The organism is Micromonospora sp. bgisy143 (assembly GCF_057708145.1).
On the sequence record NZ_JBYIRN010000001.1, the window covers coordinates 532,979 to 549,485 of the forward strand.

Annotated in this window: 14 protein-coding genes; 8 read left to right on the forward strand and 6 right to left on the reverse strand. The window is 71.1% G+C overall.

The features are described from left to right. Positions 1–9: 9 nt before the first annotated feature. Positions 10–675 (reverse strand): amidase domain-containing protein, encoded by a 666-nt coding sequence (locus AC3EN4_RS02530; protein ID WP_435204321.1) that lies wholly within the window; start codon positions 673–675, stop codon positions 10–12. 35 nt (positions 676–710) lie between these two features. Next, positions 711–1,541, reverse strand: coding sequence for a hypothetical protein (locus AC3EN4_RS02535; RefSeq protein WP_435204322.1), 831 nt, complete (start codon positions 1,539–1,541; stop codon positions 711–713). 1,099 nt (positions 1,542–2,640) lie between these two features. Here AC3EN4_RS02535 and AC3EN4_RS02540 point away from each other — a divergent pair. The 3 genes from AC3EN4_RS02540 to AC3EN4_RS02550 all read left to right on the forward strand — a co-directional run bounded on the left by AC3EN4_RS02540 (position 2,641) and on the right by AC3EN4_RS02550 (position 6,723). Beyond that, complete coding sequence (locus tag AC3EN4_RS02540) at positions 2,641–5,076, forward strand: immune inhibitor A domain-containing protein (protein WP_435204392.1); 2,436 nt, start codon at positions 2,641–2,643, stop codon at positions 5,074–5,076. A gap of 203 nt (positions 5,077–5,279) precedes the next feature. After that, on the forward strand, positions 5,280–5,726 hold the full coding sequence (locus AC3EN4_RS02545) for a hypothetical protein (protein WP_435204323.1): 447 nt from the start codon (positions 5,280–5,282) through the stop codon (positions 5,724–5,726). Between the two features lie 64 nt (positions 5,727–5,790). Next, entirely contained in the window at positions 5,791–6,723 is a 933-nt protein-coding gene (locus tag AC3EN4_RS02550; RefSeq protein ID WP_435204324.1) for an alpha/beta fold hydrolase, read from the forward strand. 4 nt (positions 6,724–6,727) lie between these two features. Here AC3EN4_RS02550 and AC3EN4_RS02555 read toward each other — a convergent pair whose 3' ends face one another. Further along, positions 6,728–7,093, reverse strand: coding sequence for a hypothetical protein (locus AC3EN4_RS02555; protein ID WP_030486287.1), 366 nt, complete (start codon positions 7,091–7,093; stop codon positions 6,728–6,730). Beyond that, entirely contained in the window at positions 7,090–10,047 is a 2,958-nt protein-coding gene (locus tag AC3EN4_RS02560) for an SseB family protein (RefSeq protein ID WP_435204325.1), read from the reverse strand. The genes AC3EN4_RS02555 and AC3EN4_RS02560 overlap by 4 nt, the downstream gene beginning before the upstream one ends. A gap of 152 nt (positions 10,048–10,199) precedes the next feature. On the opposite strand from AC3EN4_RS02560, the gene mycP reads away from it, so the two are divergent. Continuing rightward, positions 10,200–11,417: a type VII secretion-associated serine protease mycosin gene (gene mycP, locus AC3EN4_RS02565; RefSeq protein WP_435204326.1), complete on the forward strand. Its 1,218-nt coding sequence runs from the start codon at positions 10,200–10,202 to the stop codon at positions 11,415–11,417. 85 nt (positions 11,418–11,502) lie between these two features. On the opposite strand, the gene AC3EN4_RS02570 is transcribed toward mycP, so the two are convergent. Both AC3EN4_RS02570 and AC3EN4_RS02575 read right to left on the reverse strand, forming a co-directional pair. Further along, positions 11,503–11,796, reverse strand: a complete 294-nt coding sequence (locus tag AC3EN4_RS02570; protein WP_422737865.1) for a WXG100 family type VII secretion target — start codon at positions 11,794–11,796, stop codon at positions 11,503–11,505. 20 nt (positions 11,797–11,816) lie between these two features. Next, positions 11,817–12,137, reverse strand: coding sequence for a WXG100 family type VII secretion target (locus AC3EN4_RS02575; RefSeq protein WP_422737864.1), 321 nt, complete (start codon positions 12,135–12,137; stop codon positions 11,817–11,819). 423 nt (positions 12,138–12,560) lie between these two features. Here AC3EN4_RS02575 and eccE point away from each other — a divergent pair, with 423 nt between their 5' ends. The 4 genes from eccE to rarD all read left to right on the forward strand — a co-directional run bounded on the left by eccE (position 12,561) and on the right by rarD (position 16,371). Then, positions 12,561–14,384, forward strand: a complete 1,824-nt coding sequence (eccE, locus tag AC3EN4_RS02580; RefSeq protein ID WP_435204394.1) for a type VII secretion protein EccE — start codon at positions 12,561–12,563, stop codon at positions 14,382–14,384. Between the two features lie 77 nt (positions 14,385–14,461). After that, the gene (locus AC3EN4_RS02585) at positions 14,462–14,848 is read left to right on the forward strand and encodes a phage holin family protein (protein ID WP_422737863.1); all 387 of its coding nucleotides are present in this window, start codon (positions 14,462–14,464) and stop codon (positions 14,846–14,848) included. 111 nt (positions 14,849–14,959) lie between these two features. Further along, the gene (locus AC3EN4_RS02590; RefSeq protein WP_422737862.1) at positions 14,960–15,424 is read left to right on the forward strand and encodes a GNAT family N-acetyltransferase; all 465 of its coding nucleotides are present in this window, start codon (positions 14,960–14,962) and stop codon (positions 15,422–15,424) included. A gap of 29 nt (positions 15,425–15,453) precedes the next feature. Beyond that, positions 15,454–16,371, forward strand: coding sequence for an EamA family transporter RarD (gene rarD / locus AC3EN4_RS02595; protein WP_435204327.1), 918 nt, complete (start codon positions 15,454–15,456; stop codon positions 16,369–16,371). The last annotated feature ends 136 nt before the right edge of the window (positions 16,372–16,507 follow it).

The following is a 16,507-nucleotide window of genomic DNA, read 5'->3' on the forward strand; positions in this document are numbered from 1 at the left end:
AACCCAACATCAGGGAGCGATTGACCGATAGCCTCGACCTGGCTTCAGGATGTTTTTCCGTTGGGCGGAAGTGCGCGTGCTGAACATGTAAGTCCACTTGGTGATTCTACCCACCGAGTGTTGTGCGTACTCGTCGTAACCCTTGCTCCAACCGACGTTGATGGCAGCGTGGAACCAGGACGCCTTCGAGGAACTGTCGCCACTATCGAAGATATAAACCTCACCGAGCCCGGACGGCGAATACTTGTACGTCAGTGCGGTCTCACCCTGAATGTATTTGTATGATGAGCCGTTGTTGTACCAGTAGGACCTGAAGTCTTTGACACGGATCCACGATGGCGTCGGGTACGGCAGGTACGAGGATCCGCTTCGGGCAGTCTTGTAATACCACTTATCGCCACCCGTGGTGTCCATCGAAACGTCACCCGCGTACCACGACTGACTGACGAAGTTCGTGCAGTCTCCGCCCTTGTTGTTGTAGTTCGCGTAATTCGAGTTGTAACTGTAGGCGTACGCTTTGGCGTAGTTGGCAGCGAGCGTGGCCCTGAACCCAGCCGCTTCCGCTCGTTGAGCCGGAAGGGTGATGAACGAGGCGACCAACGCCAGGATCAGAAATGCAGCCCTGTTCGCCCCCCTTGAAGCGCTGTGGCCAACAGGCAAGGTTGATGCGTTCACGTAAACTTCCTTAGGTTGGTCAGCAGGATCAGGGATCAGCTTGGTGAAGGGCCAGGCTCGACGGCCTCGGGCAAGTCCGAGAAGAAGTCGTCAACGGCTTGACCATCACGGCTCACGAGGCGCCACTTGTTGTCCGAAAGGCTTTTACCCATCTTGAGCTGCCACTGCTGAGAGGGATCCGTATGACAAGTTAGCTCCTGGAATTCCCCACCCTGGAAGCATGTTTCATAGGCGCCTAGAAGAACCGCCTTTGCACTGACCCTGCTGGTAACAGTTACCCCTTGCCACTGTTCGAGAATGAAGCGGCTCGACACCAGGGATGGCATGCTCGGGTTCTGGGCATCGTGGAGGAGTTGTGCCGCCACCTCACTACCTTCACTCATTGCGAAAGACGGCGCTAGCGTTTCGACCAGATCTTTCCGGAACTGAGAGGCCTGGGTGCCGTCCGGCCGACTGCCATCCGGACTGGCCTCATTTACGAAAGCGTCGGAACCTCTTTGGATGGCCGACTGAACGTCCGCGTTGATTTGGGATGCGACAGCAACGCGCTCTGCCTGCCCGACGGGCAAAATTTGCATGTCATTGAACCGGTTCATTCCCGTCATTGCTGCATTCTTGACATGCACAATGTCGTTGACCATGGCAGAAGGAGCAGAGTCTGGGGTTGCCGGTACAATTGGGAATGATTCGCTTCCCGTGCTGTCATCGACATCGTTGCCGGAGCCCGGGGGCGCGGCCAAGACGGCCGCCTTCTCCGGAGGCACCCCGTCGTCCGCCGAGCCTACTGCTTGAAAGGCCACCACGGCGGCAACGACGGACACCGAAGACAGGGCCAGGGATGCAGCAACGCTCGGCTTTCTGAACACGGCTCTTTGCGCACCTTTTCGTAGCACGATCCTCATTCGGATCCCTTCGATTGGAGGGCCCGAATCGTATGCAGCTTCAACGCTGACCGTGTTACCCCCACGACAAATCGGGGCCAATCAATTATTTCCTACTTAGGCGTGCTCAAATTAGGCGATGAAAGAGCTTTATTACCAATGTCGGGGCATTCAAGCTGGCGTGGCAACTTCGGCCGGAAGCGGTGCCACCTGAGAGACACGCGCACGAACGCGCTGGCGAATCTTCGGCCGGTGACGTCCGCGCTGAACAGCAGGTTCACACCGTGCCGCTCGCGCGCGCCTGGGCGGCACGGCCGCCAAGCCGGCAATTAGGTCGATCCGGATCAGTGCATCCAGGTTGGCGGGTAGCAGCCGTCCGACTCGGCCCACCGCGCAGCCAGGCCGTCGACGACCGCGGCGAGTGGCCGATGGCTTCCCCGCGCAGGGCGCCGTGCGGTGGCAAACCTGGTGCGAGGCGTACAGGTCACCGACGCCATGTGGGTCAGGACGAGCGGCACCTGGCGACTGCCGTCTGACCAGGAACCTCACCCTCATCGAATCCGGACCCGGCACATGCACTCCGGGTTGCATCGCCAGTCGGAAGAGGTCTCGCCGTCGTACGGCCAATCACATTGCCTCGACGCGCATCCACATGAGCCCGGGTGAGGGTGGCCTCCCGTGGTGTCTGCCGGCGATGCGGCCACGCGGTCTCCCGCAGATGGATCGCGGAAGCCACCACCCGGGGGCGTAGGGCCTACGAGACGTGAAGTTTCGCGCAGAGCGCTGGCGGCGGGAACGGCGCCGGCCCCCGGTTGTATCGCCCGATCTTCTTGATCGAAGTACATCGTTCGGAAGGCTGCCGCCGGGCCCCATCCTTCCTCGATCGCAGATGAAGCGCGGGGGTGTGACGGTGAAAAGCGTTCCCAACAAAATCTTGCAACAAATCGACGCGCACATCTTCCCACCCGTCCCAGCAGTGTCTATGTTCACCATTGGTCCCACTAGTGGGATCGATCTATCACCGGCCCGTACCCCCGTTGGGTCGGTTCCCTCACACCGGAGGTACCACGTGCGCAAAGTCGCAGTGGGTCTGCTCGGGCTTTCGCTGACGGCGACAGGGCTGGCGTTCGGACCGTCCGCCAGTGCCGCGCCGCAGCCGAAGTTGCCGACGGCCGCTCCGTCGGTCGCCGAGCCCGCCCTTGCCGACCACGACCTGCCGAACCCGCTGGAAGACAAGCGGCGAGCGCTGCGCCAGGAGGGCCTGAGCAAGGTCCTGTCCGGCAAGGCCAAGGCAGAGCGGATCAACGGCAGCACGGTCGTCAAGGTCGGCAAGACCCAGTCCGACGGGGCCGCCGCCCGCACCGCTGGTGCAGGTACGGCCCAGACGGAAGACCAGTACGTCGAGCTCTCCCGCGAGCGGACCGACAAGATCTTCGTGATCCTTGCCGAGTTCGGCAACGAGCGGCACCCGGACTACCCGGACAAGAACATCGATCCCAACACGGCGGGGCCGACCAAGTTCGACGGGCCGCTGCACAACGAGATCCCGGCGCCGAACCGGTCGGTGGACAACTCCACCGTCTGGCAGCCGGACTACACCGCCGACCACTACCGGCAGCTCTACTTCGGCACCAACCCCGGCGACGAGTCGCTGAAGCAGTACTACGAGGCCCAGTCCTCGGGTCGCTACAGCGTCGAGGGCGAGGTCACCGACTGGGTCAAGGTCAAGTACAACGAGGCCCGGTACGGCCGTTCCGACGACCCGATCGCGGACGACGACACCGCCAACCCGGCCAACGACCCGGCGGTCTGCGACAGCAACGTCTGCGACAACACCTGGGACCTGGTCCGCGACGCGGCCAACCAGTGGGTCGCCGACCAGAAGGCCGCCGGCCGCACCGACGCGCAGATCGCCGCGGACGTCAAGTCGATGGACGAGTACGACCGGTACGACTACGACGGTGACGGCAACTTCAACGAGCCGGACGGCTACATCGACCACTTCCAGATCGTCCACTCCGGCGGCGACCAGGCCGACGGTGACCCCAACCAGGGTGAGGACGCCATCTGGAGCCACCGCTGGTACGCCTTCGCCTCCGACCAGAACAGCACCGGTCCGGACACCTTCCTCGGTGGTGGCACGGAGATCGGCAACACCGGCGTCTGGATCGGTGACTACACCATCCAGCCGGAGAACGGTGGCCGGAGCGTCTTCTACCACGAGTACGGCCACGACCTCGGTCTGCCGGACGACTACAACGTCATCAACGGTGGCGACAACAACAACGAGCACTGGACCCTGATGGCCCAGAGCCGGCTCGGCGCCAAGAACGACGGCGGCATCGGCGAGCGCGGTGGCGACCTCGGCGCGTGGAACAAGCTTCAGCTCGGCTGGCTCGACTACGAGACGGTCGTCGCGGGGCAGAAGAAGACGCTGGTCCTCGGCCCGCAGGAGTACAACTCGCCCGAGGCGCAGGCCGCGGTCGTCGTACTCCCGAAGCGGGACTACACCTTCTCGAACGGCGCGCCGTTCGAGGGCAGCAAGCAGTTCTTCAGCGGCAACGAGGACAACATCAACAGCACGATGACCCGGACGTTGGACCTCACCGGGAAGTCGTCGGCCGCCCTGACCATGAAGGGCCGCTACAACATCGAAGCCAACTTCGACTACCTGTTCTTCGAGGCGTCGACGGATGGCGGCAAGACCTGGGCGACCCTGCCCGGCACGGTCAACGGCAACCCGCTGAAGGAGATCTCCCCCGGGCGTTTCGCCCTGGACGGCTCCAGCGGTGGCAAGTGGGTCGACGTCAACATCCCGATGAACTCGGCCGCGGGCAAGGTCGTGCAGTTCCGGCTGCGCTACCAGACCGACGGCGGCGTGTCCCGGGGCGGCTTCTACGGTGACGCGATCACCGTGACCGCCGACGGTCAGACCGTGTTCACCGACGGCGGCGAGAACGGCGCCAACGGCTGGACCTTTGCCGGCAAGTTCGAGATCGCCTCGGCGACCTACACCAAGAAGTTCGACAACTTCTACATCGCCGGCACCCGGTCGTACACCTCGTACGACAAGTACCTCAAGACCGGCCCGTACTACTTCGGCTACCAGAACACCCGCCCGGACTGGGTCGACCACTACGCGTACCAGGAGGGTCTGCTGATCTCCTACTGGAACACGCGGTGGGCGGACAACGACACGTTCGAGCACCCGGGTGAGGGTCGCAACATGATCATCGACGCCCACCCGGAGCCGTCCTACAACCTGACCGGCGCTCCCTGGCGGGCCCGCGTCCAGGTCTACGACGCGCCGTTCAGCCTGAAGAAGGCGGACTCGTTCACGCTGCACATCAACAGCCAGGCCCAGTACGTCCGTGGCCAGGCGGCGCAGCCGCTGTTCGACGACACCAAGCAGTACTGGTTCCCGGAGCTGCCGAACCACGGCGTCAAGCTCCCCGCCACCGGCACCAAGATCAAGGTCATGTCGCAGGACGGCATCAACACCACCGTCCGCTTCAGCTGATCCTTCGATCAGGCACCACCCGCACCACGGCGATGCCCGGGCAGGTCACCTGCCCGGGCATCGCCCGTTCCAGGGAACCCCGACCGGGCCCCGCACGTCCGACAACCGTGCAACCGCGAACCCGCTCCACCCTGGCCGGCGTCGGCCTGGCCACCCTGCTGACGCTCACCGGCTGCGCCGGAACACGGAACGAAGGAGGCGCCGTGTCCGCCGAGCAGACACCGTCCGGCACTCCCTCGCCCGACGTGCCAGCGTCCTCCGCCGCGCCGACGACGCCCAGCGACCCGACGCCGAGCGACCCGACGCCGACCGGCCCGATGCCGAGCGACCCGACGCCGTCGTCCCCCGCCGGGCGACCACCGCGCTCGCAGACCCCGCTGCCCACCCTGCGCCCACCGACCGGACCGCCGCGCAAGCCGACCGACGCCCGCCGGGCCAACGCCCTGGCCGGACGGATCAACCGGGGCGGCGCCGGCCCCTGCTACGGCCTCGTCACCGACGACGGTCGGCAGTACGCGCTGCACGGCACCGGCAAGGGCACCTTCGCCGTCGGCACGACGGTCCGGGTGACCATCGGCCCCGCCGACCCGGCCGCCGACTGCGGCCCGGGCATCCCGGCCACCATCGTCGACATCAGCCCGGTCGGCTGACCGCCGAGGCCGGACACGGGCCGGCGAAGCGGTCCCCTCCCGACGGGGTCCTAGGCTGTCAACCATGACCGACCAGCGCGGCGAAGCCGTCGACGAGTCCTGCGTCCTCACCGAGGGGCCGTGGACGCACCGTTTCGTCGGCGCCAACGGCAGCCGCTTCCACGTGGTCGAGGCCGGCACCGGCCCGATGGTGCTCTTCCTGCACGGCTTTCCCGAACACTGGTGGGCCTGGCACCAGATGCTCCCCGCGGTCGCCGACGCCGGCTTCCGCGCGGTCGCGGTGGACCTGCGCGGCTACGGCGCCAGCGACAAACCACCCCGGGGGTACGACGGCTACACCCTCGCCGCCGACATCGCCGGCCTGATCCGGGCCCTCGGTGAGCGCTCGGCGACGCTCGTCGGCAGCGGCGTCGGCGGCATGGTCGCCTGGACGGTGGCGTCGTTCCACCCGACCCTGGTCCGTCGGCTGGTGGTCCTGGGCGCACCTCACCCGCTACGACTACGCGCCGCCATCTTCGCCGACCCGCGCGGGCAGTTCGCCGCCTCCACGCCGGCATTGAAGTTCCAGCTCCCCCGCTACGAGCACGTGCTCACCAGGGACGGCGCGGCGGGCGTCGGGGAGATCCTGCGCCGCTGGGCCGGCCCGCGTTGGGCCGCCAGCGCGGACTTCGAGGCGTACGCCGAGCGCTGCCGGGAGGCGATGCGCATTCCGCAGGCCGCGTTCTGCGCGCTGGAAGGCTATCGCTGGGCCTTCCGGTCGGTGCTGCGGCTGCACGGCTACCGATTCGTGCGCCTCATGCAGAAGCCGCTGGTCACCCCGACCCTGCAACTGCACGGCGCGGCCGACATCGCCGCCCTGCCACGAACAGCCCTCGGCTCCGGCCGGTACGTCGTCGCGCCGTACGAGTGGCGGCTGCTGGACGGGGTGGGGCACTTCCCGCACCTGGAGGCGCCGGAGTTGGTGCTCGGCGAGGTCCTGCGCTGGGCGAAGTCGTGACCGGTCAGACCCGTTGCTCGCGGAGGTCGGTGACCTCGGCGGCCGGCGCCCAACCCTGGTAGACGCCGAAGTCGAAGACCTCCAACCGCATCGCCTCGGCCACCGGCCAACGACCACCCGTGTACTCGACGCGCAGCCAGGCGTCGTGCTCGCCGAGCACGATGAACGGCTGCCCCTGCCAGGTGCAGGTGGTCCGCACGTACGCCAGATCCTCGATCTCGCTCGCCGGCAGCACCCGGACGTAACGGCCCGCGCGGACCTCCTCGAAGCCCTCGCCCGGCTCGGGCTGGTAGAGGCGGATGTCGTCGCCGTCCGGGCTGGCCTGGTACTCCCGGCCCTGCCAGCGGGCCACGTAACCGTCGCGCATCACTCCTCCGGAACCCGTCGCCAGGTGACCGCGTCCGTGTCGAGCACCGCGACCACCCGTTCGGTGCCGTCGTCGCCGATCCGCCAGAGCTGGGCGCCGTGCGGGAGGCGGGCGCTGTCCACCTTGAACTCCGCCACCACGTCGCTGCTCTCGCCCGGGGCGAAGCCGTTGCCCCGGAACGGCGGGCGTTCGATGACCCAGCCCTCCATGGCCCGCATCGCTGCCTCGTTCTGCCCGCCGTACGGGATCCGGTAGAGGCTGGGCCGGTGCGCCGGCCAGCGCAGCACGTAGATCTCCTCGGCGTCCCGCACGAACGGCGAACCGGGGTAGTTCAGGCCCAACGCGTCGTGCAACTCGGCCGGCGTGGTCAGGTGGGCCAGCTCGCCGGCCCGGTGCACGAAACCCGAGACCCGGTCGTATCCCCGCTCCAGGTAGTACGCGAGCTGGCTGGGCGCGATCGCCTTCTGCATGACGGTCGGGCGGGCCGGGTCGACCGCCGCCGGGGCGTACCGGGGACGGGCGGCGGGTTCCGCCTCGGCCGCCGGCTCCACCGGGTCGACCTCCAGGTCGTCGCCGAGACCCACCTCGGCGGCCCAGTTGGCCAACGCGACGATCTGGTCACCGGGCAACTTCGCGCCGACCGGGGTGCCCGGGTTGACGGCGAACGACCAGTCCTCGTCGGGCCAGCGCCGGATCAGCTGGGCGAACTTTACCCGGACCGTGTCGACCTCGGTCTCGATGTGGTCGGCGAGACGTTCCGGCGACGTGTAGACCACCACGTACGTCTCGCCGTCGAGGCGGGCCGTGCGCCAGACGAAGCCCGGGTCGCCGGGACGGCTGCCCCGCCTCGAGTCCGCCGCCGCCGGCAGCAGCACGCGGGCCAGCAGCAGAGTGGACAGGAAGGTGTCCGTGCTGCCGGCACCGGCGGCGCCGAGCAGGTCCTCCTCGACGGTGTTCGCCGGCTGGAACTGGGGTACCGCCGGCTCGTCGGCCGGTCGGCGATCGGCGGCATCCGCGTCGGAGCCCGGGCGGGCCGGCTCGGGTTCGTACCCCGGCCGGGACCAACCGGAGTCCCGGCCACCGGCGGCGGCGTCGCTGCCCAGACCCGGGTCGGCCAGGCCGGCGTGGCTGCTCGGACCGGGGCCGGCCTGGCCGGCATCACTGGCCAGTCCGGGGCCACTCGGGCCGGCGTAGCTGGACAGGCCGGGTCCGGCCAGGTCGGCGTCACCGGTCGGGCCGGGTCCGGCCAGGTCGGCGTCACCGGTCGGACCGGGACCAACCAGGTCGGCGTCGGTGGTCGGGGTGACGGCGGGTGGATCGAGCAGGTCCGCCGCGTTACCGGCGGCGGCCGAGGCAGCGGGCTCCGGCGCGACCGGACCGGGCATTGCCGGGCCAGCCGCAGACCGGCCCGGGGCAGCCGGGCCGGGCACCGGCGGGCTGAACGGTGGCGGGGCGGTGGCGGTCGGGCCGGGTCGCCGTGCGGTGTCGAAGAAGGGACCGACCTCGTCCGGATCGAGGAGGTCCCGGGACTCGATGATGGTGCCCTCGATGACGATGGGCGTGAACCCGCGACGGGGGGCGGGCGGGCCGGAGACCGGTTCCGCGACCGACGGCGGCAGCTCCTCCACCGGGTCGAACGGCCGCTCGGCGGGTCGGCTGTGCGGGATCGCCTGGGTCTCGTCCGCCGCGGGCGTCGGCTCGGCGGCGCGGGTCGGTGGCGGCGCACCGTTGACGGGCCCGGGCACCCGGAACGCACGGGTGGGCTCCTCGGCCAACGGGTCAGGCCGCCGCGGCGGCAGCGGCTGGGTGGCCTCGTCGTCGGACAGCGGCGCTCGTACCACCCGGGAAGTGCCCAGGTCGGCGGCGGGCGGCCACGCCCCTCGGCGGGCGTCCGGCGGGGGCATGGCGAATGCCTGGGTCGCGTTGTCGCCGCCCGGCGCGTCGGCGGGCCGGCGGCGCGGGAAGGGCTGACTGCCGCGCCCGAACCGCGACGGCGGCACGGCCCGGTCGCCCGTCCGACCGTCGCCCGGAGGCAGGCCCGACGTACGACCGGACGTCGGCTCGAAGAAGGAACGCCGACCGTCCTGGTTGGGGCCGTCACCGGCGGCCGGACCGGCGGCCTCGCCGGCTGGCCGGGTGGCGGACGATCGGCCGGCGCGGGGAATCGGCTGCTCGGTCGACGGGGTGTGGGTGCGGTCGGCGGCCAGGGGCGCGTACCGGGACGCGGCGGCGCGACTCGCGCCCGGCCCGAGATCGGCGCCCGGCCGGACGGTGCGGGGCGGTTCGGTCGGCTGTCGTGCCCCGGTGGCCGGCATGTCCGCCACGCCGGATCGGTGCGGCAGGTCACCCGGGCCGGGTGAGCGGCGGGGCCGGCCCGGGGCGGGCGGCGGACCCACCGGAGGAGGCGTGCCCCTCGGCGCGGGTCGTGCGGGCGACGCCGCCTCGGGGACCGGCGGCGCGGGCGGTACGAACCCGGCGGCGGGCGAGGCATCCCGACCGGTCGTGCCCGCCCGGAACCGGGACAGGGTCTCGGCCCGCTCCAGCCGGGCCCGGGCGCCCATGGCGCGGCCCGGCAGCCGGACGTCACCCCGGGAGAGCTGGGACACGAACCAGGACGGCAGGTACCCCTCGACGGGGAGCCCGGGGTTGACCGCGAGCCACCACTCGTGGTTCGGCCAGCCGAGTGCGAGTTCGGTGAACGGGACCCGCCGGTGGGTGCCCCCGTGCTCGCCGAGGCAGGCCCGCAGCGCGGCGGCGGAGGTGAAGGCCAGGACGTGCGTGCGGCCACCGGTCGTCCAGGTGCCCCAGCCGGCGGCCTGCCCGGACGAAGCGGGAGTGGAGACGGGCAACAGCAGATCGGTCCGGGACAGGAGGCGGAAGTAGAGCTCCTGGTCGTTGGCGCGCAGCGCGTCCCGCATCGCCACCTCGGCCTCCGTGGCCGGCTCCCATTCGGTCACGGCCACCTCTCCTCCCGAGAACAGGCCACAGGTATCGCGTACAACCTACAAGGTGGCATCAAGATCACAATGGCTGGCTGGCGGCGGTCCGCCCCGGCGACGGCGAGGCGATAACATCCCGTTCCGGAGCCGACACGATACGGAGGCCGTCGATGTCCCGGTCGATTGCGCGCCCGGTCCTGGCTGGTCTGGCGGTCGCGCTGCTGACCGGTGCGACAGGTCCGGCCGTCGCCGCCGGAGCGCTCGGTTCGGCCCCCGCCTGCGCGACCCCACTGGCACCCGTCCGACCGGTCGAGGCCACCCCCTGGCCCCAGCAACGGTACGACCCCGCGCGGCTCGCGCCGCTGACCACCGGCGCGGGGGTGACGGTCGCGGTCGTCGACTCCGGGGTGGACCGCGCACACCCCCAGTTGGCCGGACGGGTGCTGCCCGGCACCGACCTGCTCGAACCGGGCGGGGACGGCGGCCGGGACTGCGCCGGTCACGGCACCGGTGTGGCGAGCATCATCGCGGCGGCGCCACGGCCTGACGTCGCGTTCCACGGCCTGGCGCCGGCCGCCCGGATCCTGCCGGTACGCGTGAGTGAGCAGCAGGTGGTGCAGGGGCGGGAGTCGGGGCGTACGGTCAGCGCCGGTGAGTTCGCCCGCGCCATCCGCTGGGCCGTCGACCACGACGCCGACGTGCTGAACCTCTCCGTGGTGCTGTACGCCGACGACCCGCAGGTCCGTTCCGCCGTCCGGTACGCCGTCGATCGGGACGTGGTGCTGGTCGCCGCCGTGGGGAACCTGCACGACAGCGGTGACCCGCGCCCGTTCCCGGCCGCGTACGACGGGGTGCTCGGGGTGGGCGCGATCGGGGCGGACGGGGCGCGGGCGACCTTCTCGCAGACCGGCTCGTACGTCGACCTGGTAGCCCCGGGAAGCGAGGTGCTGGTCGCCGCGCCCGCGCAGGGCCACCAGCGGGTCGAGGGCACCAGTTACGCCGCGCCGTTCGTGGCCGCCACCGCGGCGCTGCTGCGCGCGTACCGGCCCGAGCTGACCGCCGCCGAGGTGGTGGAACGGATCGTCGCCACGGCCGATCCGGCCCCCGGCCCGGGACACGGCGGCGGGTACGGCGCCGGCGTGCTGAACCCCTACCGGGCGGTCACCGAGACGGCCGGTCGGTCGGGTGGAACCCGGTCGGTCGCCGCGCTCGCCGACGACCGGGCCGATCCGGCGGCGCTCGCCCGCCAGGCCCGCCGGGCTACCGCCCGGGACCGGGCCCTGGTGGCCGGCGCGGTGATCGGCCTGACGGCGGCCGCCGTGGTGGTGCTGGCCCTCGTGCTGCCCCGGGGCGCACGCCGACGTTGGCGACCGGCCGAGCCGGCCTGACCTGACCCGGTCGCCACCGTGGCTCTCGCCCGGGCGTGGCCGGGACGCCGACGCGGGCATGGTCAGCGCTCCCGGCCCACCGACGTCACTGGAACAGCCCGGTGTTCTTCTTCTCCGTGTCGAGATAGTCGGCAGCGGAGTCGTCCACCGCCACCTTGATGGCACGCAGCATCGCCTGCAGGTCCTGGGAGGCGGAGCGCCACCGCGCCTGGCGCTGCTCGTACGCCTGGCGGGCGTCGCCGGACCAGGCCGACACCAGTGGCGCGGCGTCCCGTTCAAGCTGGCCGAGCTGCGAGTCGAGCGTGTTCAGCGCCCGCTGGATGTCCGCGCCGGCCTGTTGCAGCGCGGCGAAGTTGACGACCAGCACACCGTTGTCCATCGGAACACCTTTCCGGCAGGTCAGAGCGGCAGCTGGATGCCGCCGCGGTTGGTGCCGGCAACCCGGCTGGCCGCCTCGTCGTCCGAGACGTCGTACTGTCGGCCGGCGGTACGGATCGCACCGGCGGTCTCCCGCAGCGCGCGGTGCAACGCCGCCTGGTCATCTGCCCACTGCCGCTTGACCTGCTCGAACGACCGCCCGCCGGCGCCGCGCCAGGCCTGCTGCAACACTTCCAACTCGGCCAGCAGGCCGGTCAGCATGGACTGCAACGACTGGTCCACCTGCTCGAACTTCGTGGCGGTCTGCTTCATCACCGCCGCTTCTGCCTGGGTCTGGGACACCCGGACGTCACCTCGTCTCCTCGGTCGTGCCTGGCTGTCAATGCGCCCGCGGTGGGGGCGCACCGCTCGCGGGCCCGCTCGACGAGCATGGTCGGACACGGGTCAGCGATGAACTTCGTGGCTGACGGTAGCGGCCCGGTAGCGGTTCTGCTACCCCACGGCTCTCCCCTGTGGACAACCACGGCAGCCATCGGTCGCCTACGATGTGCGGCAGCCCCGTTGCCGGGCGTGACGGGCATCCGGAGGCGGTCGACCGCCGGGCAGGTCCAGACTGGTCGAGGAGGCGCGGTGCCGCCGATCACCACCTCAGGCGCGCAACCGGCGAACCACGCCGGGTGGGGCCCGAGCGCCGCTGCCCCGCCAACCGGGCCGGACACCCCCGCCGCCTCGTCGGTCGACACCGTGCCGGGCATCGGCTCGCCCATGGCCGATGCGGGCGCACCGAGTTCTCTGGACGTGACCGCGCCCGGAGCAGACGTACTCCGTCGACGATCCCGCGTGCGGTGGGCCACGATCGGTCGACCCGGTACGGGCATACGCGCGGGCCAACTGGTCACCGGCCAGGTCGCCGTCGCGGTCGTGCTCGCCGCCCTCGGCCGGGGCGGGCCGGCGATGACCGTCGCGCTGCTGGTGGCGGCGCTGCTCGTGGCGGCCGTGTGCGTCCGCGTCCGGGGCCGGTGGCTCTTCGAGTGGCTGGGCACCGCCACTGGGCACGTCACCCGCCGTCGAGGGTTGGGCGAGCGGGCCGGCCCGGCCGACCTGCTCGACCTGGTCGCCCCGGGCGCCGTGGTCGGCTCGATCGAGTTGTCCGGCGGGCCGGCGGCGGTGCTGGAGGACATCGGCGGCCTGGTGGTGCTGCTGGAACTCGGCGACCCCGGTGACCTCATCGGCGACGCCGCCCGGCCGATTCCCGCGCCGTCCACGCTGCTGCCGACACCCGGGCCGGACGTGCCACCGGTGCGGATCCAACTCCTCCTCACCGGGACACCGGCACCCGTACCGACCGCCGGTGGCACGGTAGGGACCTCGTACCGGCAGCTCACCGACGGCCGCCTCGTCGGACGGGAGCGAGCGGTGCTGGCGGTCCGGGTGCTCCGGGCGGACGGGTGGACGCCGGAGGCGCTGCGCCAGGCGCTCGCCGGCACGGTCCGCCGGATCATCCGTCGGCTCGGGCCGCTGACCGCCCGACCGCTCGGCGTACCCGCGGCGCTGCGGGTGCTCGGCGAGCTGGCTCATCACGACGGCGAGCCGGTACTCCCGGCCTGGCCGGCGCTGCGCACCGGCGCTCTGGTCCAGGCCACGTTCCGGCTGGTCCGCTGGCCGCAGGCGGCGGGTGCGCGGCGGCTGGTACCCCGGCTGCTGGCGCTGCCGGCGACCGCGACGACGGTGTCGCTCTGCGCCGGACCGGCCGCTGGTGGCGGCGACGCCGCGGTGACCGAGCTGACCGTACGCCTGGCCGCCACCTCGCCGGCCGAGCTGACCCTTGCCGTCGACGCGCTGGGCCGCCTCGTCGACGGCGCGGGCGGGGAGCTGCGGCGGCTCGACGGGGCGCACCTCGACGGCCTGGCCGGCACGCTGCCGCTGGCGCTCATTCCCACCGGACGGCCGGCGGGTGCGCTGGACGACTGGGAGCTGACCCTGGGCGAGTCGGGGATGATGGTCGGCACCAACCGGCACGGCGGCGCGGTCACCGTACGGCTGTTCCGGCCGGAGGGCACGCGGGTGCTGTTGGTGGGCGGGGTGCGCGCCGCTCAGCTCGTCGCGGTGCGTGCGATGGCCCTGGGAGCGCTGGTGGTGGTGCAGACGGCACGACCGCGCGCGTGGGAGCCGTTCGTGCGCGGCGTGGGCGCACCGGGTGGGACGATTCCGCTGATCCCGCCGGGTCGGCCGGTCGCCGACTCGGCCGGCGCCGCGCTCCGACCGTTGCTGTTGGTCGTCGACACCGGACCGGTGCCGGCCGAGACCGAACCCGGGCCGGCGTGGCGGGCCACCCTCGTGGTGCGCGACGAGCTGACACCGGCCGATGTGGACGCGTTGAGCCGCGCCGACCTGGCGGTGCTCCAGCGGCTGCACCCGGCGGAGGCGACGCTGGCCGGCGTGGCGCTGGGACTGGGCCCCTCGGCCGACTGGCTCACCCGCGTGCGCGACGACATGGTGGCCGTCGTGAACCGTCGCGCGCTGCGGTGGGCGCTGCTCGCTCCGACTCCGATCGAGACTCAGCTGATCGGCCGGCCGGCGCGGGCCTGAGCCGGCCAAGGCCGAACCCGTCGCGGTGGTCGACCGGCGGGTTACGCCCGTGGATCGTCCGTGGCACGATCCCCGCCATGGGTTTTCTGAAAGGGTTGCTGATTCGGCTGGCCACCACGGCACTGGCCTTCTGGTTGGCCACGCTGCTCATTCCGGGTATCGACCTGGAGTCGACGTCCGCCGTCCAGACGGTCACCACGCTGATCCTGGTGGCGGCGATCTTCGGCGTCGTCAACGCGGTGCTCCAGCCGGTCATCAAGACGGTCGGCTGCGGCTTCTACCTGCTCACGCTCGGCCTCATCGCGCTGGTGGTGAACGGCCTGCTGTTCCTGCTCACCAGTTGGATCGCCGACCAGGCAGGGCTGCCGTTCTCGGTGGACGGGTTCTGGCCGGCCGCCGTTCTCGGCGCTCTGTTCGTGAGCATCGTGACCTGGATCCTCGGGGCCGTCCTCGACCGGGACTGACCGACCACCACCGTCCCGGACCGTCCGGCCCCGACCGGCCGGGCGGTCCGGTGACCAGAGTTCGGGAATTGGCCGGCCGACGGACCATCCGGGTCGGTTAGCGTCGCCGACGTGTACTCCCTGACGCGGGCCGACGGCCACCTGCTCAGCACCGATCCCGCCCGGCTCGACCTGGACCGCGTGCACCACTGGCTCTCCACCGACGCGTACTGGGCCCTGGGGCGCGACCGGGACACCCTCGTACGCGCCTTCGCCGGGTCACTGCCGTTCGGCATCTACCGGCCGACGGACGGCAGCCAGGTCGCGGTGGCCCGCGTGGTCACCGACCGCGCCACCTTCGCCTGGCTCTGCGACGTGTACGTCGACCGGGCCGCGCGCGGGCTCGGACTGGGTACCTGGCTGGTGGGCGCGGTCCGCGACCACCTGGCCGACCTGGGCGTACGCCGGATCCTGCTGATCACCAACGACGCGCACGAGGTGTACGCGCGGGCCGGCTTCACCCCGTTGGACGTTCCCGAGCGGTGGATGAACCTCGACCGGCGGCCGCCGGTGACGCCCGTCACCGGAAAGGGATAAAACGGAGGTTCACCCATTACGGTGGAGGCGTGACGCCACTCCGCCTGGGATACCTCTACGGCATCGGCGCGTACCTGCTCTGGGGTTTCTTTCCGCTCTACTTCAAGCTGCTGCGGCCCACCGGCCCGCTGGAAATCCTGGCCCACCGGATCGTCTGGTCGGTGCTCTTCGTGGCCCTGCTGCTCGGCGCGCTGCGCAACATCGGCTTCCTGCGGGCGCTGCTGCGCCGTCGCGGGGCGCTCGCCGGGATCGTCGCCGCGGCGGCGCTCATCGCCGTCAACTGGGGCACCTACATCTACGGGGTCAGCGCCAACCGGGTGGTGGAGACCGCGCTGGGCTACTTCATCAACCCCCTCGTGGTGGTGCTGCTCGGGGTGACGGTGCTACGGGAGCGGCTACGGGCCGCGCAGTGGGCCGCACTGGGCATCGGCGGATCAGCTGTCGCGGTACTCGCCGTCGACTACGGCCGACTGCCCTGGCTGGCGCTGACCCTGGCGTTCAGCTTCGCCGGCTACGGCCTGATCAAGAAGCAGCTCGGACTGCCCGCCGCCGAGGGACTCTTCGTCGAGTCGGCGGTGCTGGCGCTGCCCGCCCTGGGTTACCTGGCCTGGCTGTCCCGGCACGGCGGGCTGACCTTCGGCCATGTCTCGGCCGGGCACACCGCGCTGCTGGTGCTGGCCGGCGCGGCCACCGCGATCCCGCTGCTGCTCTTCGCGGGGGCCGCCAACCGGCTGCCGCTGACCGGCCTCGGCATGATCCAGTACCTGGCGCCGATCCTCCAGCTCGCCTGCGGCGTGCTGATCTTCCACGAGCCGATGCCGCCGGCCCGCGTCGCCGGCTTCGCGCTGGTCTGGCTCGCCCTGGTCGTCTTCACCGCCGACGCCATCCGCGCCGCCCGCCAGTCCCGCAACACCCCCGCCCTCGCCACCCCAGTCCCAACCCCATAACCCCGACCCACCCCACCCCACCCCGGCCCGGCCCACCCCGGCCCGGCGATCTTGCAGTTTCTGTTGTCGATTTGTCGGGCTACACCCGGTATGACGCGACAGAAAGTGCAAGATCGGCGAGACACAGGGTGAGGGG

Excerpts from the sequence above, each read along its gene's own strand:
- AC3EN4_RS02550 (WP_435204324.1), top strand. The coding sequence starts at position 5,791 with ATGACCGACCAGCGCGGCGAAGCCGTCGACGAGTCCTGCGTCCTCACC.
- mycP (WP_435204326.1), top strand. The coding sequence starts at position 10,200 with ATGTCCCGGTCGATTGCGCGCCCGGTCCTGGCTGGTCTGGCGGTCGCG.
- AC3EN4_RS02570 (WP_422737865.1), bottom strand. The coding sequence starts at position 11,796 with ATGGACAACGGTGTGCTGGTCGTCAACTTCGCCGCGCTGCAACAGGCC.
- eccE (WP_435204394.1), top strand. The coding sequence starts at position 12,561 with ATGGCCGATGCGGGCGCACCGAGTTCTCTGGACGTGACCGCGCCCGGA.
- AC3EN4_RS02585 (WP_422737863.1), top strand. The coding sequence starts at position 14,462 with ATGGGTTTTCTGAAAGGGTTGCTGATTCGGCTGGCCACCACGGCACTG.